At 45.0% G+C, this 19,679-nt stretch carries 18 protein-coding genes; 13 read left to right on the top strand and 5 right to left on the bottom strand.

Going from position 1 to position 19,679, the window contains the following annotated elements; genetic code table 11:
* Positions 1–34: 34 nt before the first annotated feature.
* Positions 35–1,423: a cysteine--tRNA ligase gene (gene cysS, locus PSF16_RS07735; RefSeq protein ID WP_006661097.1), complete on the bottom strand. Its 1,389-nt coding sequence runs from the start codon at positions 1,421–1,423 to the stop codon at positions 35–37.
* Between the two features lie 298 nt (positions 1,424–1,721).
* Here cysS and ppiB point away from each other — a divergent pair, with 298 nt between their 5' ends.
* The 5 genes from ppiB to PSF16_RS07710 all read left to right on the top strand — a co-directional run bounded on the left by ppiB (position 1,722) and on the right by PSF16_RS07710 (position 6,095).
* Positions 1,722–2,216: a peptidylprolyl isomerase B gene (ppiB, locus tag PSF16_RS07730; RefSeq protein ID WP_006659258.1), complete on the top strand. Its 495-nt coding sequence runs from the start codon at positions 1,722–1,724 to the stop codon at positions 2,214–2,216.
* A gap of 11 nt (positions 2,217–2,227) precedes the next feature.
* Positions 2,228–2,950 carry a UDP-2,3-diacylglucosamine diphosphatase gene (gene lpxH, locus PSF16_RS07725; protein ID WP_006659259.1) on the top strand — a complete coding sequence of 241 codons (723 nt, stop codon included), beginning with the start codon at positions 2,228–2,230 and terminating at the stop codon, positions 2,948–2,950.
* 169 nt (positions 2,951–3,119) lie between these two features.
* Positions 3,120–3,635, top strand: coding sequence for a 5-(carboxyamino)imidazole ribonucleotide mutase (gene purE, locus PSF16_RS07720; RefSeq protein WP_006659260.1), 516 nt, complete (start codon positions 3,120–3,122; stop codon positions 3,633–3,635).
* Positions 3,635–4,720: a 5-(carboxyamino)imidazole ribonucleotide synthase gene (purK, locus tag PSF16_RS07715; RefSeq protein WP_272689070.1), complete on the top strand. Its 1,086-nt coding sequence runs from the start codon at positions 3,635–3,637 to the stop codon at positions 4,718–4,720. The genes purE and purK overlap by 1 nt, the downstream gene beginning before the upstream one ends.
* Positions 4,721–4,841: 121 nt before the next feature.
* The gene (locus PSF16_RS07710) at positions 4,842–6,095 is read left to right on the top strand and encodes an MFS transporter (RefSeq protein ID WP_272689069.1); all 1,254 of its coding nucleotides are present in this window, start codon (positions 4,842–4,844) and stop codon (positions 6,093–6,095) included.
* 108 nt (positions 6,096–6,203) lie between these two features.
* On the opposite strand, the gene PSF16_RS07705 is transcribed toward PSF16_RS07710, so the two are convergent.
* From PSF16_RS07705 to ybbA, 3 genes are all read right to left on the bottom strand, one after another.
* On the bottom strand, positions 6,204–7,586 hold the full coding sequence (locus PSF16_RS07705; RefSeq protein ID WP_006661093.1) for an esterase-like activity of phytase family protein: 1,383 nt from the start codon (positions 7,584–7,586) through the stop codon (positions 6,204–6,206).
* 142 nt (positions 7,587–7,728) lie between these two features.
* Complete coding sequence (gene ybbP, locus PSF16_RS07700; RefSeq protein WP_272689068.1) at positions 7,729–10,176, bottom strand: putative ABC transporter permease subunit YbbP; 2,448 nt, start codon at positions 10,174–10,176, stop codon at positions 7,729–7,731.
* Entirely contained in the window at positions 10,173–10,859 is a 687-nt protein-coding gene (gene ybbA / locus PSF16_RS07695; RefSeq protein WP_006659265.1) for a putative ABC transporter ATP-binding protein YbbA, read from the bottom strand. The genes ybbP and ybbA overlap by 4 nt, the downstream gene beginning before the upstream one ends.
* On the opposite strand from ybbA, the gene tesA reads away from it, so the two are divergent.
* The 5 genes from tesA (at position 10,827) to PSF16_RS07670 (ending at position 14,740) form a co-directional block, all read left to right on the top strand.
* Positions 10,827–11,462, top strand: a complete 636-nt coding sequence (gene tesA, locus PSF16_RS07690) for a multifunctional acyl-CoA thioesterase I/protease I/lysophospholipase L1 (protein WP_272689067.1) — start codon at positions 10,827–10,829, stop codon at positions 11,460–11,462. The two genes, ybbA and tesA, sit on opposite strands and share 33 nt — an antisense overlap.
* A gap of 131 nt (positions 11,463–11,593) precedes the next feature.
* Complete coding sequence (locus PSF16_RS07685; protein WP_006661092.1) at positions 11,594–12,379, top strand: SDR family oxidoreductase; 786 nt, start codon at positions 11,594–11,596, stop codon at positions 12,377–12,379.
* A 63-nt stretch (positions 12,380–12,442) separates the two neighbouring features.
* Complete coding sequence (locus tag PSF16_RS07680) at positions 12,443–13,300, top strand: co-chaperone YbbN (RefSeq protein ID WP_006659268.1); 858 nt, start codon at positions 12,443–12,445, stop codon at positions 13,298–13,300.
* A gap of 13 nt (positions 13,301–13,313) precedes the next feature.
* A complete protein-coding gene (locus PSF16_RS07675) occupies positions 13,314–14,264 on the top strand; it encodes an SPFH domain-containing protein (protein ID WP_006661090.1) in 951 nt (316 codons plus the stop codon).
* Positions 14,261–14,740, top strand: coding sequence for an NfeD family protein (locus tag PSF16_RS07670; protein WP_006659270.1), 480 nt, complete (start codon positions 14,261–14,263; stop codon positions 14,738–14,740). The genes PSF16_RS07675 and PSF16_RS07670 overlap by 4 nt, the downstream gene beginning before the upstream one ends.
* On the opposite strand, the gene cueR is transcribed toward PSF16_RS07670, so the two are convergent.
* Positions 14,694–15,104 carry a Cu(I)-responsive transcriptional regulator gene (gene cueR, locus PSF16_RS07665; protein ID WP_006659271.1) on the bottom strand — a complete coding sequence of 137 codons (411 nt, stop codon included), beginning with the start codon at positions 15,102–15,104 and terminating at the stop codon, positions 14,694–14,696. The two genes, PSF16_RS07670 and cueR, sit on opposite strands and share 47 nt — an antisense overlap.
* 117 nt (positions 15,105–15,221) lie before the next feature.
* On the opposite strand from cueR, the gene copA reads away from it, so the two are divergent.
* The 3 genes from copA (at position 15,222) to PSF16_RS07650 (ending at position 19,664) form a co-directional block, all read left to right on the top strand.
* Positions 15,222–17,960 (top strand): copper-exporting P-type ATPase CopA, encoded by a 2,739-nt coding sequence (gene copA / locus PSF16_RS07660; protein ID WP_036975245.1) that lies wholly within the window; start codon positions 15,222–15,224, stop codon positions 17,958–17,960.
* Positions 17,961–18,104: 144 nt separating this feature from the next.
* Positions 18,105–18,677, top strand: coding sequence for an HdeD family acid-resistance protein (locus tag PSF16_RS07655; protein ID WP_006659273.1), 573 nt, complete (start codon positions 18,105–18,107; stop codon positions 18,675–18,677).
* 180 nt (positions 18,678–18,857) lie between these two features.
* A complete protein-coding gene (locus PSF16_RS07650) occupies positions 18,858–19,664 on the top strand; it encodes a TraB/GumN family protein (RefSeq protein ID WP_006659274.1) in 807 nt (268 codons plus the stop codon).
* Positions 19,665–19,679 lie beyond the last annotated feature (15 nt).

The following is a 19,679-nucleotide window of genomic DNA, read 5'->3' as shown; positions in this document are numbered from 1 at the left end:
GCCAACAACGCCACAACGCGAAATATGACGAATATTACTTGCGACGCCACGTAGTGCCAGCTGATGAATCTTCCAACACAATCCCCATCGCCGTCAGCGCATCACGTGCCTGATCCGCCAGCGCCCAATCTTTGCTTTGACGCGCGTCGTTACGCTGTTTAATCAGTGCTTCGATTTTTGCCACTTCGGCATCGTCTTCGCTTTGTGCCCCACCTTGTAAGAAAGTTTCTGGGTCTTGTTCTAACAGCCCCAACACTTTCGCCAGCTCACGTAATTGCGCTGCCATACCGTTTGCGGCGTCCATATTTTCTGTTTTCAGGCGGTTCAATTCACGCGCCATATCAAACAGAGCTGAATAGGCTTCAGGTGTATTGAAATCATCATTCATCGCTTCGCAGAAACGACTTTTGTATATTTCACCACCAGCAGGTGTCGCTGATTTATCTGTACCGCGCAATGCGGTATACAGACGCTCTAATGCCGTGCGAGCTTGCTTTAAGTTCTCTTCGGTATAGTTCAGCTGGCTACGATAATGACCAGAAAGTAAGAAATAACGTACGGTTTCCGCATCGTAATATTCCAATACATCACGGATAGTAAAGAAATTATTGAGAGATTTAGACATTTTCTCTCTATCAACCATGACCATGCCGGAGTGCATCCAATAGTTCACATACGGACCATCGTGAGCGCAGGTAGACTGAGCAATTTCATTTTCATGGTGTGGGAACATTAAATCGGAACCGCCACCGTGAATATCAAAATGGTTACCCAGCGTTTTGCTGTTCATGGCCGAACATTCAATATGCCAGCCAGGGCGACCTAAGCCCCAAGGAGACTCCCAGCTTGGCTCGCCTTCTTTTGACATTTTCCATAAAACGAAATCCATTGGATTACGTTTCACATCCGCCACTTCAACACGGGCGCCCGCTTGAAGCTGGTCTAAATCTTGGCGAGATAATAAGCCGTAATTTGGATCAGTTTTGACCTCAAACATTACATCGCCATTATCTGCAACATAAGCATGACCGCGCTCAATCAAGCTTTCAGTTAGCTCAATGATTTCATGAATATGGCGAGTGGCACGCGGTTCGCTGTCTGGACGTAGGATATTTAATGCATCAAAATCTTTATGCATTTCCGCTAACATGCGCGTCGTTAACTCTTCCACGCTTTCATTATTTTCAGCGGCACGTTTAATGATTTTGTCATCAATATCCGTCACGTTGCGCACATAATTCAGGTCATAGCCTAAATAGCGTAAATAGCGGCTAATGGCATCGAAAGCCACAAAGGTACGACCGTGACCAATATGACACAAATCGTAAATGGTGATGCCACACACGTACATCCCAATCTTTCCAGCATGGATGGGTTTAAATTCTTCTTTTTGACGACTCAGTGTATTGAAAATCTGTAGCATCTTTTTATTTCCATTTTATTAGTACGTGTATATCTATCATACATCAGATTATCGCGATGTTGAGGATAAAATATCCAGATTCAACCTACGAAAATAGCACGGTATTGAATCGCGATCACCCGAAGAAAGCAAGGTTAACACTTGACTTTATCGCCTTATTTATAGGTCACTGTTATGGATTAACCTATTTTGCAAATACACTGTTGCTTCAAGTCAGGTTTTATCTGTGATATAAACTTGCTGATCTTAACGCTTTCGCAAGTTAGCGCACAAAAAACAATTATTCAGGATAGCTATTATGGTTACATTTCATACCAATCACGGTGACATCGTTATCAAAACTTTCGCAGACAAAGCACCAGTAACTGTTGAAAACTTTCTAACTTACTGCCGCGAAGGTTTCTACAATAATACCATTTTCCACCGTGTTATTAACGGCTTCATGATCCAAGGTGGTGGTTTTGAGCCTGGCATGAACCAAAAAGACACTAAAGCGCCTATCAAAAACGAAGCTAATAACGGACTGAAAAACAGCCGCGGTACATTAGCAATGGCTCGTACTAACGATCCACACTCAGCAACAGCACAATTCTTCATCAACGTTGCTGACAATGACTTCTTAAACTTCCGTTCAGAGCGCCCAGATGGTTGGGGTTACTGCGTATTTGCTGAAGTCGTTGAAGGTATGGACGTTGTTGACAAAATCAAAGGCGTTTCAACAGGTCGCAGTGGTTTCCACCAAGACGTACCTCGCGAAGACGTTGTGATTGAAAAAGTGACTGTCAGCGAGTAATCCCTGAATTTATGTCCACTTATATCATTGCAGATTTGCATTTAAGTGAAGATGAACCGGCGATCACCGCCGGTTTTCTGCATTTTATCGAACAGCAAGCCATCCATGCCGACAGCCTGTATATTCTAGGCGATTTCTTTAATTATTGGATTGGTGATGATGATGAAACGCCCTTACACCAACAAGTAGCTCAAGCACTAAGACAGCTAAGTGAACGTGGTATTCCTTGCTATTTCATTCACGGAAATCGCGATTTCTTAGTGGGTCAACGTTATGCTAAACAGTGCGGCATGACCATCCTCCCCCAAGAAACACTGCTTGAACTTTATGGTCAACGTATTTTGATTATGCATGGTGATACACTATGCACCGATGATGCGGCTTATCAAAATTACCGTAAAAAAGTTCATACCCCTTGGATCCAACGCCTTTTTCTCACTTTACCTTTATGTATTCGTCGCCGTATCGCACAAAAAATGCGCCGTAATAGCCAATATGCCAGTAGCATGAAATCCGAAGCGATTATGGATGTGAATTCCCTCGCCGTCATTGATGCATTAAACCGCCATCAAGCGCAATGGATAATCCACGGTCACACTCATCGCCCTGCGATTCATGAAATCAACCTAGAGGGTCATCTCCATTTTAGGGGGGTATTAGGTGCATGGCACAGCGAAGGTTCCGCTTTTGTAATTAATGAAAACGGTATTGAGCTTATTTTCTTTCCTTTTTAGTTTTCGTTCCTTGTTAAAGATGCGCGGGTGAATTCTTGCACTTGAGCCTAATCGTTTGCTTATTTTATAGTCACGCAAACGTTTTCCTTGATCGATTACCGTGATATGATCGGGGCAATTCACATTTCCACCCTTAGGGTGACATTTTTCAATACAGGGATCACACCACATGACTGCCCAAGTTCCTGCTCAATCTGCGGCAAAAATCGCCATTGTTATGGGTTCTAAAAGTGATTGGACAACGATGCAACATGCTGCTGATGTACTGACAGAGCTGCAACTGCCTTTCCATGTTGAAATCGTTTCTGCACACCGCACGCCAGATAAACTGTTCTCCTTTGCTGAAAATGCCAAAGCAAACGGTTTTGATGTCATTATCGCAGGGGCTGGCGGTGCGGCCCATTTACCTGGCATGTTAGCTGCAAAAACACTGGTTCCTGTCCTTGGCGTGCCGGTACAAAGTGCCGCATTAAGTGGTGTTGATAGCCTGTATTCTATTGTGCAGATGCCAAAAGGTATTCCTGTTGGCACCCTTGCTATTGGTAAAGCCGGTGCCGCTAACGCCGCACTGCTAGCTGCACAAATTTTAGCCACTCATGAGTGTGCGCTCTTCAATCGCTTATCCGCATGGCGAGAAGCACAAACCAACGACGTATTAAATAACCCAGATCCGAGGGAAGCGTAATGAAACCGGTTTGTGTCCTTGGTAATGGTCAATTAGGCAGAATGCTGCGCCAAGCAGGGGAACCGCTGGGAATTTCAGTTTTCCCTGTAGGACTAGATGCGGAACCTGAAGCCGTTCCTTACCAACAAAGCGTGATCACCGCTGAAATTGAACGTTGGCCTGAAACACCTTTAACTAAGGAGCTAGCTCGCCATAATGCGTTTATTAACCGAGATATTTTTCCTCGTTTAGCGGACCGATTCCCACAAAAAAGCCTATTCGATACATTAAATTTATCGACGGCACCTTGGGCGCTATTAGAATCTCCAGACCAATGGACAGAATTATTTGCCACTCTGGGTGATTTTTTGATCGTAAAACGCAGAACGGGTGGCTACGACGGTCGTGGCCAATGGCGTGTTCGCCCTGGTGATGAGTTAAATCTTCCCGCAGAAATTTATGGGGAATGTATCGTCGAGCAAGGGATCCCATTTGATGCTGAAGTCTCCGTGATTGGTGCTCGTAGTCAATCCGGCGAATCCGTATTCTACCCAATCACCCATAATCTTCACCAAGAAGGGATTTTACGCACCAGCGTTGCGTTCCCAAATGCGAATCCTGTCCAGCAACAACAAGCACAAGCGATGCTCAGCTCCGTCATGGATGAGCTCGGCTATGTCGGTGTAATGGCTATGGAGTGTTTTGTGGTTGGCGATAAGCTGCTGATCAATGAAATTGCCCCTCGTGTTCATAATAGTGGGCACTGGACTCAAAATGGGGCCTCAATCAGCCAATTCGAGCTCCATTTACGCGCGATTCTGAATCTTCCCATGCCGACGCCAGAAGTTTTCAGCCCTGCTGTTATGGTCAATTTAATTGGCACTGATGTTAACCAAGAATGGTTAAATCTGCCTTTAGTCCATTTACATTGGTATGAGAAAGAAGTGCGTCCAGCTCGTAAAGTGGGTCACTTAAATCTGACTCATAGCGATGTCCATCAGCTCGAAAATACCCTCGATAATTTGATCCCAATGCTGCCAAATGAGTATAAAAGTGGCATTGAGTGGGCAAAAACAAAATTAGGCTGGTACTCTCGCCAAAAATAGGGAAAATAGCGCTATTCGTGCCCGAAAGTGATATTTCGGGCATTTGCTATTTTCGCCCTATCCTTTTTGCATCATGATGATCCCATTATGATTCGCTTGTTAGGGCACCACTGGAGCCCATATGCCAGAAACACATGCCTCACCATTTAGTCCGTTATACCAATGGTCAATTCTCGTTCTCCTCGGGCTAGTTTACTTCCTCGCGACCGCGACGACATTTACCTCATTAGGTGTCGTGTTACCAAGTATGATCGGCGAATTAAAATGGAGCTGGACTGAGGCAGGCTTCGGCTTTACTTTACTCGGTTTAACCTGTGGCTTGGCAAGTTTTCTCCCTTCATTATTGATCCGTAAAGTGGGCGTTCGACTCACATTGCTGCTCGGCATGCTTGTTTTCTGCTCTGGCTTTTACAATCTCTATTCAACGGAAACCATCAGCACCTATTTCTTAGGGACAGCGTTGATTGGTATCGGATTTACGTTACTCGCCACTGTTCCTGGAACCTATGTTCTCTCTCGCCTGTTTGAAAAACAGTCTCTCGCATTCGGCTTGTACTTCACGATTGGCGGGCTAGGTGGCGTAGCCGGTCCGTGGATCTATTTTTATGCCTCGAACCAATTAGGCTCTTGGCGTATGCATTGGGTACTCTGTGCCGTTTATCTTAGTATTGTCACACTCATCACTATCTTAGCGCTCAGAGAAGGCAAAAAAGAGCAAGAACACGCCAAAAACGTGATGCAAAAACAAGTTAGTAGCTCAAGTAAACCGATTTACCGTACAGCAGAAGTTTGGACCGTGCGCCGTGCCCTACGCACTTGGCAATTCTATTTAATCGCCGCAACGTATACTTCTTTTCTATGGTGCGGAATTACGGTAAACAGTTTTGCGGTCGCGCATATTGAAGAACGTGGATTTGGCATGACGGTCGCCGTTTCACTGCTTAGTACCATGGCATTTGTGAACGCTTTTTCTCGCTTTCTCGGTGGTGCCGCTGGGGAATGGTTAGAACCTAAACGCTTACTGATTGGTAGTTTGATTATCATGGTACTGGGCGTTATCGCACTGAGTATTTCCACGTCATGGTTCTGGCTGATTTTATTCGTGATTTGCGTTGGTGTTGGCTATGGAATGACCTTCTTAGCCTCCAGCGTATTACTCTCCAATTATTTTGGTCGCGGTCCTTACTTAGAGTTATTCTCTGTCGTCAATTTAATCTCGACTATCGCTTGTTTAGCACCGTTTATTGCCGGCGCTATTAAAGATATTACCGGCAGTTTTACCCCCGCCTTCTTAACCATTGCAGCCCCTGTCATTGTGATTCTATTTTTCACTTTAATGATGAAGCCACCTGCTTTAGCGGTGCAAAAAGATTAATCTCTAAAAAGAAAAAAGCTCGGGGCAACCCGAGCAAATTATTGAACCAAGGGAAAAACAAGGATCCATGTACATATTCAACTTCTTACTGGCATGACCGACTACAAATTACTTTAATAATTCAGGTACTTTCAGCAGGATAAATTCATTGTCATCTGCTTGATTAGGCTCACGGCTAGAAGAGAATGGATAGTTATTGTCATTCCCGACAATAATGTGTTCGCCATCAACAATATCCACGTTTTCAATCGTAAAGAATGGGAAAGTAAACACGCCATTATTCAATGGTTTCTTGGCTAATTGATTAGAATCTTGGATGTTCATCAAATCAATATAAGCTTGCTTATCGACTGCGCCACCGACATTTTTATCTGAAAACTCAATGCGATAAACGCGTTTAAATTTCGCTAAATTGCTAAAGCAATTTTCTTTATTTGTTGCGTTTTCTGGGCATCCTTTATCTGCAGTGCCTTCACCATTATCACGCTCGATGATCAAGCCATGAGTATCATCAATCAGATTAAAATCACCGATAGCATTTTGGTTATCTTCAAAAACATATAACCAACTGCGCCCCGTCCAGTCTTGCTGTCTCACGTCAAATTCCAGAATACGCGCCGCTTTTTTGCCATTCACGTTTTCATAATCTTGCTTAGCTTCTTGCCACAAAGCCCCTTCCAACATGGGGTACAATTTAGTGCCATCTGGTGATGATGCCATCCCCTCAAAACCTTTTGAACGATTAACTTGGAACGTGACTTTCTCTGTCGGTTTACCCGGCGTTGTTAACGTGTAATGGTCCGGTGAAACCACTTTTTTGCCTTCAACTTGTGTTTCAAAAAGCGCTAAAACCTTGCCTTCTAGATCCATTTTAATCAGGTATGGTCCAAACTCATCCCCAACCCACAAAGCACCATTCGCAAATTGGAAACTTTCAGGATCAAAATCACTGCCCGTCAAATAGCGCTGCTGGCTGCTTTCATTAATAATATGAAATGGAATGATTTTATCCGGATCATGGAAAAAGACAGTTTTCAGCGGGTTTACTTTTCCACTTTTAAAATCAATATCATATTGGGTTAAATACAACATAGAATCCGGTGAATTCATTTTGTTACCAAAACCATTGTCCGTTAACACCCAATAAGTGCCATCTTCCATGCGCTTAATACCCGAGTGTCCTTGTAACGGCTGCCCGTTAATAGGAATAAATTTACCTGTTGGACGACCATCTGATTTGCCTTCCTCTTTACCCAGCGTATCAACACGCGTTCCAGTGGTGTATTTACCACTTTTTTGCATATCCGAAGGGGCATCTTTCGGTGTAGGAACTGTCGTATCGACGGATAAAACAGCATGCCCAGCGAGTGTAGCGGGCACTTGTTTTTGAACTAATGATTGTTGAGCAACCCCTACGGTGCTAAATGAGATTAAACCAAGAAATAAAGAAAGAGATGTCAGCGTGAATCTTTTCCGATTAAGGCGAGCCATTGTTATTTTCCTATTTTTCATGCCATCAATAATTGATAGCTGAATAATAACCATGGCGAATGACGGTTTTGTGAAGGATTAGAGACAGTTAGTTTAATGGGCATCCATCATGAGATGCCCATTAAACAACGGAGCCGTATTATCAACTATTAGACAAACGGCGATGTTGGCTACCCGTACCCAATAATCGCAGCCCTAACCAGCCACCGCATACGGATAATAAGAACCCTGCGCAAAGAGGTAGCAATACCCACAACCGCCATTCTGGTTGCCATGGAAAATCAAACACTTTAGTTTGCAATAACCATAGCGCGACTTCAGCACCAAATGCAGCGGCGAGCCCAGCCATTCCCCCCAGCAAAGCAAATTCGCTCCATAAAGTACGGCGCATCAGTTTTTTGCTCGCCCCCAGAGTCCGATATACCACCAATTCTCGCTCACGCTGGCTCATCCCCACTTGAATTTGCGCCAATAACAGCAATAAACCACAGAAAATGACCAGAACAACCATCACTTCCAACGCTTGGCTCACTTGCTGCAAAATCTGCTGAATTTGCGTGATAATCGCACCGGTATCTAACACATTAATCGTTGGATATTGATGACTCAGCTGAGTTAATAACTGCCCATCGCCATCATAATGGAAGCTACTCAGCCAGGTTTCCGGCATCGGTGATAACGTTTCTTCCGCAAAAATAAAATAGAAATTCGGGCGTAGACTTTCCCAATCAACTTTACGGATACTGCTCACTTTGGCAGTAAAAATCTGCGAACCTGCATTGAAAGTTAGCTTATCACCGATTTTTAATCCTAACTCCTTCACCACCGTTTGCTCGATAGATACCTCACCTGCTTTAGGTGGCCAGCTCCCTTGTTCCAATTCATTGGCAGGTGGTAATGTTGACTGCCAGGTTAAACTTAACTCCCGTCTTACCGTATTATTATTAGGATCACGAGTATCTGCCCATTCAATCGCAGATTGGTCATTAATTTCAGACAAGCGAGCTAATACCACCGGATTAAATTCGGTTGGAGTTACTTGATACTGTTTTAATAACTGTGTCACCGGATCAAGCTGAGACTGAGTCATATTGATCAGAAAATAATTTGGACTATCCGCCGGAAGTTGCTGCTGCCAGCGATCCAATAGATCCCCACGAACCAAGATCAATAGCGCCAGCAACATAAACGATAATGAAAATGCGCTCATTTGCGTGATAGTTTGCAGTGGTTGACGCAGTAAACGACTCACGGACAAACGTAGACTTAGCTGACGAAATTGTATTTTCCTCAGTAGCCATAATCCCAGCCAGCCAATCAGTGCTAGCAATACCGCAACCACAACAATACCCAGCAAAATTGACCATAATAATGGATTTACTCCTGCAAACAGGAATAATCCTCCGACGACAATTAGTGTCACTACCGGCAGATAATAATATAGCGGCCAAATTGGTGATTTGGCATCTTCACGTAAGACGCGAGAAGGCTGAGTGCCCATCAATTGGTAGTAAGGTCGAATCCTGACAATGATCGCGATGATAAACAACGTTGCTATCGACCAGATCCATGGCCAGAAACTCGCACTCGGCAAGGCTTTTGGTAACATTGCCGACAAAATTTGCATTAAGATCCCTTCAAACGCGAGTCCTAGCAAGGAACCGAGTAATGCCGCCGCGATCAATATCACTAACCATTGACCGATGATCCACTTACGCAGTGCATTGCGCCCTGCGCCCAGCGTTTTTAAAACCGCGATCAATTGATGGCGACTTCGGCAATAATGGGTCATTGACACCACAACGGCGGCAATCGCCAGTAATAATGTTAACAACACCGATAACAGTAAAAATTGCTGAGCTCGCTTAAAGGTTTTCCCCACCGCACCACTATCATCATCCAAGGTATACCAGCGCTGATCGCTCCTGAGCTGAGTATCATATTTCTCTTTGAAAGTGTCTATCGCTTGACGTGAGCCTGCAAACATATCTCGATAAGTTAAGCGGCTACCGATTTGAATCGCCCCCGTTGATGGCGCATCCTCAATCGAAATCAGCACTCTTGGCGCAATTTGAAAAGGGTTAAAACCGCTATCCGGCTCCTGAACTAATGTGCCTGAAATGGTCAACGTCCCATCGCCAATATCAATCTGTTCACCGACCTTTAAATTGAGTAATTCCAATAAGCGCGGTGCAACTAAAATATGCCCTTTGGTGGGTTTCAGACCCGCAGGCTCGGTGACCAAGTCACCGTATAACGGATAACTCGAATCCGCTGCTTTTACTAACACCAACTGAGGTCGCCCTTCTTCATCCTCAGTCGAATACGCCATGGTTGAAAACGAAATTTGTTGGCTCAATGTGAGCCCAGCCTGTTGCGCCGCCGCTAACCATTCAGGGTCGCTTGGATGGGAGGAACGCAGTACCAAATCACCTGCCAGTAACTCTTGGCTTTGGTAACTCATACTGTTTTCTATACGATCACTGATCCGCCCTAATGCCAGTACGCAAGCTACCGCTAACGTGAGTGCTAACCAAACAATCAACAATGATGGCGTTTTCCATTCGCGCCAAAACCAGCGCCAAATCATGACTCTTCCCTCAATAGCCCATCAACTAACCGTAATCGTCGCTGGCAACGAGCGGCTAATTGATTGTCATGGGTGACTAAAATCAGTGTCGTCCCATGTTCTTTATTCATCGCAAATAATAAATCGGCAATCTTATCTCCCGTATGGCGGTCAAGATTTCCCGTCGGCTCATCAGCAAACAAAATTTGAGGTTGCCCATTAAATGCCCGCGCTAAAGCTACACGCTGCTGTTCTCCACCCGACAGCTGAGCAGGCATATGTTTTAAACGATTTCCTAACCCCAAATCCGTGAGCAAACTGACCGCTTGTTGATGGCTTTTTGTTTCAGATTCGCCTCGTAGCAAAGAAGGGAGTTGCACATTTTCAAGTGCATTCAACGTTGGAATTAACATGAAAGATTGAAAAACAAAACCGACACTCTGTGCTCGTAGCCGTGCGCGCGCCTCTTCATCCATGGTGGTGAGATCTTGGTCCAGCAGTTTTACGGTTCCGCTAGTACCATCATCCAGCCCAGCAATAATGCCTAACAATGTGGATTTCCCTGATCCAGACTCGCCAATTAAAGCAATTGTCTGACCAGACTCGACAATTAGCTCGACTCCTTGCAATATAGTCAGTTCATGTTCACCTTGACCAACACGTTTAATGAGATGATGAACTTCAAGAATATTTTGCGCCGACATATATTGGTTTTTCTCCTATTAGTCACTGCAAGTGGTCAAACACTCGCAGCAACGAAACTATTAATTCTCGGTGATAGCCTTAGTGCGGGCTATCGAATACCTGCCGAGCAAGCGTGGGCAACATTGCTTGCCGAACGTTGGCAAAAACAGTCGCCACCGATTTTAGTGGTCAATGGCAGCATTAGTGGTAACACTGCCTCTCAAGGTTTAGAGCGTCTCCCCACACTGCTGGCACAGCACAAACCCGATTGGGTGCTGATTGAGCTTGGGGCTAATGATGGCTTACAAGGGCTATCTGTTGAACAATTAGCCATTACATTACAACAGATTATTGACCAAATAGAGCAAAATGGTGCTAAACCGCTCTTAATGCAAATTCGAATCCCACCAAACTACGGTAAACGTTACACATCGAGCTTTGAAAAAGTGAACCCTTCCCTGGCTGAAAAAAACCAGCTTCCGCTGATCCCATTCTTTATGGAAAGTGTGATCACCAAACCGGAATGGATCCAGCCTGATGGCATTCACCCGACAGAACAAGCTCAACCGACTATTGCAGATTTTATGGAAAAACAACTAGCACCCTATTTGTTTGTAAAATGAATTTGTTTGTAAAACAAACGTTATCCGTTAAAGAACAGCGGAAATTCTATTAATTGAATTTCCGAATCGTTCTAAATAAATCATAATGAACCAATATGATAGCGAAAATTCAGCCCATAGTAGGTAAAGTTATGCAAAAAACGGTATTAGTGACAGGGGCGTCAAGTGGCATTGGTTTGTGCGCGGCACAGACATTAAAATTGCGCGGTTATCGCGTCATTGCCACCTGTAGAAAACAGGCTGATATTGAACGATTACAAGGCATTGGCTTCGAAACTGTATCCCTCGACTTAGACGATCCAACGAGCGTCGAAGCTGCCGCTGAGCAAATTTTAGCGCTCTGCAATGGAAAACTTTTCGGATTATTCAATAACGCAGGCTTCGGGGTATACGGTCCATTGCATACCGTAAGCCGCCAGCAACTGGAATCTCAATTCTCCAGTAATTTTTTCGGCGTTCACCAATTGACCTTTCTTCTGCTTCCCGCCATGCTGCCGCACCATGAGGGGCGTATTGTGCAAACTAGCTCTGTAATGGGCATTATTTCCACACCGGGTCGAGGAGCTTATGCCGCCAGCAAGTATGCATTAGAAGCTTGGTCAGATGCCTTGCGTTTAGAATTAAAGGGCTCGGGTATACATGTCAGCTTAATTGAACCAGGTCCAATCCACAGTGCATTTACCCAAAATGTAGCACAAACTCAACAAGATAAACCCGTTCAAAACCCAGGTATTGCAGCGAAATTCACGCTATATCCTGAAGATGTCGTCAAAAAACTGATTTTAGCCTTAGAGAGCCCACATCCCCGTGTACGCTACTCTGTCACATTATTAACCGTTTTTGTGCGTATACTAAAACGTATATTACCCGATAAACTGATGGATAAAGTTCTCGCGGGTCAGGGCAAGAAAGATTGAAAAAACAGAATTAAGCCCCCATTTCATTGACATGATTAATAACGAATTTTAAAGAGACTGTTTATGCTAGCTAACGCACAAATTATTGATATTAACGAAACCAACCTACATCAAACTATTGAACAATCCATGAGCATGCCAGTCATGTTCTATTTCTGGTCACCACGTAGCCCGCAAAGTCTAGAATTTACGGGAATGTTAGAGCGTATCGCCCAAGACTATGCGGGTCTGTTTATCCTCGCTAAAGTCAATTGTGATGAAGAACAAATGATCGCCAGCCAGTTTGGCTTAAAAGGCGTTCCGACGGTCTATATCTTACAAAATGGTCGCCCGGTTGATGGTTTCGAAGGTCCACAACCTGAAGATGTGGTCTTGCAAATGCTGTCTCGTGTATTACCTAGCCCTGAAGAGTTAAAAGCCGCGCAAGCCGCGGAATTAGTCGCGGAAGGTAAACTTCAAGACGCTCTACCGTTATTGAAAGAAGCTAATCAACTCGCCCCAAAAAATAGCGATATCACCCTGTTGTTAGCAGAAGTACAAATTGGTCTACATTTAATTGATGATGCTGAAGCTTTATTAGCGACGGTACCAATGCAAGATAAAGACAGCCGTTATCAAGGGTTGGTCGCTCAAATCGAATTAGCGAAAAAAGCGGCTGATACCCCAGAAATTCAGCAATTAATCCAAGAGTTCAATCAAGATCCAGAAAATACGACATTAGCCGTTCAACTGGCATTAAAACTTCACGAAGTTAATCGCAACGAAGAAGCGCTAGAGATGTTACTGACATTTTTACGTAAAGATTTAAACGCTGGTGAGGGCTCAGTAAGAAAAACCATGATGGATATCATGTCAGCAATGGGAACCGGTGATGCACTTGCGAGCAAGTTCCGCCGCCAAGTTTATTCATTACTTTACTAGTTAAGGATTACCTATGGATTTGTTCGCGTCTGGTGCTATACCGATTATTATCTTTGTCGCTATTGCCATTGTTATTGTTACAACCTGCGTAAAAACAGTACCGCAAGGCTTCCAATGGACCGTTGAACGTTTTGGTCGCTATACCCGGACTTTACAGCCAGGTTTACATATCATTGTGCCATTTATGGACAAAATTGGTCGTCGTATCAATATGATGGAACAAGTCCTTGATATTCCATCCCAAGAAGTTATTTCCCGAGATAACGCCAACGTGACTATTGATGCCGTTTGCTTTATTCAGGTGGTTGACCCGGTGCGCGCTGCGTATGAGGTGAGCAACCTTGAGTTATCCGTGCTCAACCTCACCATGACGAACATCCGTACCGTATTGGGTTCAATGGAGCTCGATGAAATGCTATCTCAGCGTGATTCGATTAACAGTCGTCTATTACATGTGGTCGATGAAGCTACGAACCCATGGGGGGTGAAAATCACCCGTATTGAAATCCGTGATGTGAGACCGCCAAAAGAGCTAATCAGCGCGATGAACGCGCAAATGAAAGCGGAACGAACCAAACGTGCGGATATTTTAGAAGCAGAAGGTATCCGCCAAGCCGCTATCTTAAAAGCTGAAGGTGAAAAACAGTCACAAATTCTACGTGCTGAAGGGGATCGTCAGTCTGCATTCTTACAAGCCGAAGCTCGTGAAAGAGCCGCAGAAGCAGAAGCCAAAGCGACTCAAATGGTTTCTGACGCCATTGCAGCCGGTAATATGCAAGCCATTAACTACTTCGTTGCGCAAAAATACACGGATGCCTTGACAAGCATTGGTTCAGCGGAAAACAGCAAAGTGATCATGATGCCATTAGAAGCCAGCAACTTAATGGGCGCGATTGGCGGGATCACCGAGCTCATCGGCGAAAGTAAAAAAGTCGGTGCAACCCAAAAGCAGGCTAAAGAATGATAGAACTTATCAGCACACATCCCACATGGTTTTGGCTATGTTTAGGCGGGTTACTGCTGATTGGTGAGCTCCTTGGCACAGGCGGCTATCTACTCTGGTCAGGTATTGCCGCTGTGACGGTTGGGATACTCACTTTCCTATTGCCATTTCTCGGTTGGGAGTGGCAAGGTATCTTGTTTGCAGTGTTCACGGTCATTTCTGCCATTTTATGGCGAAAATGGCTTAGCCACCGCAAAGCCAGCAGCGCCGATGATGTCAACCAAATCAGCCACCAGCTAATTGGCGTTAAAGCGCGCTTACTCACTGATACTGAAGAGGGATTCAGCCGTGTTCGCTTAGCTGATGGTAGCTGGCGAGTTTACAGCGAAATCCCCTTAAAAGCAGAAGCCGAAGTGGAAGTGACCGCGGTAGATGGAATCACCTTAAAAGTTAAGCCTTACTATGGTGACAACAGCCACGCGCCAGATGGTCAATAATTGGGCAGTCTGCTCCATCATCTCCGGGGCAGACATCTACTAATTCTTGTAACGTATCGCGGATGGCGGACAGTTTTAAAATCGTCTGTTGTATTTCATCAATCTTCGCGATTGTCGCACTTTTCACATCTGCGCTGTGACGGCTTGGGTTACGAAATAGTCCCAGCAATTCGCCACATTCTTCCAGCGTAAATCCCACATCTTTCGCTTGTTTCAGCAGCATCAGTTCATCAAGATGTCTATCTTGATAATATCGGTAACTATTGTCACCACGTTCCGGTGGGGTGATCAGCCCTTTGTCTTCATAAAAGCGAATTGCTTTAGCTGTCAGACCGGTTTTTTTGGCAATTTCACTAATATTCATAATTCCCCTTGACCTTACCCTTGAGGGAAGGTTTAACCTTAACTACATAGCGGATTATAGACTGATTTTGTGTACAAATTATAGCCCTGCATTATGAAAGGGCTCGGAGAATCAAAAATGAAAATAATATTATCCTTGCAAGGTCTGAGCTGCATGCACTGTGTCGGTTCCGTGACAAAAGCGCTGCAAGCGCGCTCTGATGTTGAGTCAGTCAACGTCACCATCGACTACGCCGTTATTGAAAGTAGCGCAAGCCCTGAGTCACTGATTAAAACGATTGAGGATGCGGGCTATGAAGCCGCTGAAGCGACCACAGCAAATGTTGAGCTCGCACTATCAGGTTTAAACTGCATGAAATGTGCAGGAAAAACGCAGCAAGCACTAGAGGCAGTTGAAGGCGTTGCCGCGGCTGTCGTCGATACTCAACAAGCCAAGGTTTATGGCACAGCCTCAGCCGCAGATTTAATTGCAGCGGTAGACGCTGCTGGGTTCAAGGCTGAACTTGCTCAATCAGGTATTAGCTCCCCAAAAACTGAGCCGCTGAAAACATCAATTGAACAGCCGGAAACGGGTTCAGCGGCAATTTGCGATATTCCGGCACAAGAATCTGATGTAGGCGAGCAGCCGGAGATTGCAGTTACCGATGACAGTATCCAATTATTACTGGATGGCATGACCTGCGCGAGTTGCGTCAATAAAGTACAAAAAGCACTCAATAGCGTGCCTGGCGTTGAAAATGCTCGAGTAAACTTAGCTGAGCGCAGTGCGTTGGTCACGGGAACAGCAAAACCTGATGACCTCGTTGAAGCTGTCGTGAAAGCAGGTTATGGCGCTGAAATCATCCAAGATGAAGCCAAACGCCGTGAACGCCAACAAGAAGTTGCTCAAGCCAATATGCGCCGCTTCCGTTGGCAATCCGCCCTTGCGCTCGCGCTCGGTATCCCCGTGATGATTTGGGGCATGCTGGGTGACAATATGATGTTAAGCGCAGATAACCATAATATCTGGCTAACCATTGGGGTGTTAACGCTACTGGTCATGATTTTTGCGGGTGGGCATTTTTATCGTAGCGCATGGCAAAGTCTCAAAAATGGTAGCGCCACCATGGATACGTTGGTCGCGTTAGGAACTGGTGCAGCTTGGCTTTACTCTATCGTCGTCAATATTTGGCCTGAGCTCTTCCCTGAACAAGCTCGTCACCTTTATTACGAAGCCAGCGCCATGATCATCGGTTTGATTAACCTCGGTCATGCCCTAGAGCAGCGCGCACGCCAACGCTCATCTAAAGCACTGGAACGCTTATTAGATTTGACGCCGCCGACCGCCCGTGTTGTCACTGATCAAGGGGAAGTCGATATGCCCCTTGCAGAAGTAAAACAAGGTATGATTTTACGCTTAACCACAGGTGACCGTGTCCCCGTCGATGGCGAAATCATTGAAGGCGAAGTGTGGCTAGATGAAGCAATGCTCACCGGTGAGCCGATCCCTCAGCAAAAAAGCCGCGGGGATGCCGTGCATGCTGGAACAGTCGTGCAAGATGGAACCGTGTTATTCCGTGCCGCGGCTGTCGGCAGCCAAACCACCTTAGCGCGTATTATCCATCTTGTTCGCCAAGCGCAAAGCAGTAAGCCACAAATAGGTCAATTAGCGGATCGAATTTCTGCCATATTTGTGCCAGTAGTGGTTGCTATTGCTGTTATTTCAGGGGCGATTTGGTATTTTGTGGGGCCTGCGCCGCAAATTACCTATGCGCTGGTCATTACCACCACGGTACTGATTATCGCCTGTCCGTGTGCGCTTGGTCTTGCCACACCGATGTCGATTATTTCAGGGGTGGGTCGCGCTGCCGAGTTTGGGGTATTAGTCCGTGACGCAGATGCTTTACAACAAGCTAGCGAACTAGACACCATCGTTTTTGATAAGACGGGCACGCTGACCGAAGGCATGCCACAAGTCACCGATATTCACGTATTCAACGACTTTGACGAGTCACAAGCGTTGCAATTTGCCGCTTCTCTTGAAAGTGGCTCTAATCACCCATTGGCTCGTGCAATTGTTAATCGTGCAAAAGGCTTGGACATGATTGCCAATCAACAATTTAGAACCATAGCGGGATTAGGTGTAACCGCGGTTGTTGACGGTAAAACGGTGTTATTAGGTAATCAAAAACTGTTAGCTGAAAATCAGGTTGATACCCGTGAAATCGATGAAACACTCCACCAGCAAGCCTCCCTTGGGGTTACACCGGTATTACTGGCTGTTGATGGTAAAATCGCAGCGCTGTTGTCTATCCGAGATCCGTTACGTGAAGACAGTGTTAGCGCCCTTGCTCGTCTGCATAAACAAGGCTTCCGCTTAGTAATGTTAACTGGGGACAACCCTGTTACCGCCAAGGCTATCGCGAAAGAGGCGGGTATTGATGAAGTTATTGCAGGCGTGATGCCAGATGGTAAATCCGCAGCAATTGAAGCGTTACAATCCAAAGGGCATAAAGTGGCGATGGTCGGTGACGGCATTAATGATGCTCCTGCCTTGGCTCGCGCAGACGTCGGTATCGCGATGGGGGGTGGCAGTGATATTGCCATTGAAACTGCCTCTATTACGTTAATGCGCCAAAGCCTACATGGTGTCGCGGATGCGGTGTCCATCTCTAAGGGGACTCTGCGTAATATGAAACAAAACTTGTTTGGTGCCTTCGTGTATAACTCGTTAGGCATTCCGATTGCCGCAGGGATTTTATACCCTCTTACCGGAACATTACTGAATCCCGTTGTAGCAGGAGCCGCCATGGCGCTCTCGTCTATCACTGTCGTCAGCAATGCCAACCGTTTATTACGCTTTAAACCTGAGAAATAGCCAAACTCAGCCACCGTGATATCATCACGGTGGCTTTCCCTTCTATTTGACTTAACGCAACAAATCGCCCAAATACCTCAGTCACTTAACCATTCCTGTTCTATAATTAAGTGATTTTCATTATTTTCACTGTTTGAGGGTTCCATGTTAAATATTAATCGCGAAAAACTCACCAACTTAGCCAGTGGTGATATGAAAAAGCAACGTAATATTCTGGCGGTTCTTGCCGTCTTATTGTTGCTAGGGGGTATCGCCTGTTTAGCTAATCCGGTTGCCTCTGGTATTGTCGTCAGTGCCATCGTGGGCGTGTTATTAATCTTAAGTGGCGTTGGTGCTATTGTGAGTATCCTAAGCACCACTATCTACACTGGCTGGTCCCGTCTTTTTGGATTTGTCATCGGGATTATTTACTGCATCGTCGGTTATGCGTTTATCAAAGAGCCTTTGCAAGGCTTGATCGCCATGGCGATGGTGATTGCCGCCTTATTTATTATCGGTGGGGTCATCCGTTTGTATGCAGGTATCCAGCAAATTAAATCTGCGGCTGGCTGGATGCAGATTATTATTGGGATACTGGACTTGTTTATTGCTTACTTATTAATTGGCAATGGTCCGATTACCTCAATTGCACTATTAACTGCATTAATCGGTATCGAATTAATTTTCAGTGCGTTTGGCTTATTCTCTCTATTAAGTTTATTAAAACGTAAAGATTAAACCCTGTAATTAACCTACTCGTAATGAAAAATAGCGCCTTCTCAATAGGCGCTATTTTTTAGATTCAAATCTATTATACGGTGATACTTCACGGCGATGATATTGTGCGGTGTGATTCGCAAATTCCCCCAAGATTGTTTACTCTGTTCCTTTCAGTCGCTGAATAAGGATAAATAAACAATGGGGAAACTACTCGAAAACTTAAAAAGTTGGCTACATCGGGGAGTGGCTCCGAATTATCCTTACCCTGCGGTTGATGTTCGCTTACCTAATAATATAAAGCTGCACATTGTTGGCAGTATCCATATGGGAACAGAAAATATGTTTCCCTTGTCAGCGCTCTTATTAGATAAAATCAATCGTGCTAATGGGCTGATTGTTGAAGCGGATATTACCCAAGCAAACTCACCATTCCCAACATCTACTGAGCTGCTTTCGCCTATTTCACAACGGCTAACTGAGACTGAATTCGCGCTCTTTTTGCAGTATTGCCAAGAAATTCGTCAATCCCCAACACAATTTGACCCTCTTCCTTCATGGCAAGTCGCACTGACAATGCAAGCCACCCAAGCACAAATGCTGGGTTTACGAGGTCATTACGGCATTGATTACCAATTGATTCATAACGCCCAATCTCAACATAAACCCATTATCGAGCTAGAAGGCGTAGATTCCCAAGTTCAATTGCTTCTCAATTTGCCAAACAATGGTTTGCCATTATTACAAGATACCCTGATTCATTGGCGGTCGAATGCGCGTTCACTACAAACAATGATCAGCTGGTGGTTAGATTTTCAGCCTGAAAATTGCGTTACATTACCCAATACCTTCAGTGAAGGGGTCTATAATGTGCTGATGACCCAACGTAATCAAGAATGGGCGAGCAAACTGAAAACCTTGCCTGCGGGTAATTATGTAGTCGCTGTAGGGGCACTGCATTTGTTTGGGGAACAGAGCTTAATTGATTATTTACGAAACGATATTTGATAAATCCAGTCATTA

The sequence above is a fragment of the Providencia sp. PROV033 genome, from assembly GCF_028484855.1.
Taxonomy (GTDB): Bacteria; Pseudomonadota; Gammaproteobacteria; order Enterobacterales; family Enterobacteriaceae; genus Providencia; species Providencia alcalifaciens.
This window is presented reverse-complemented; position numbering and strand designations above follow the sequence as displayed.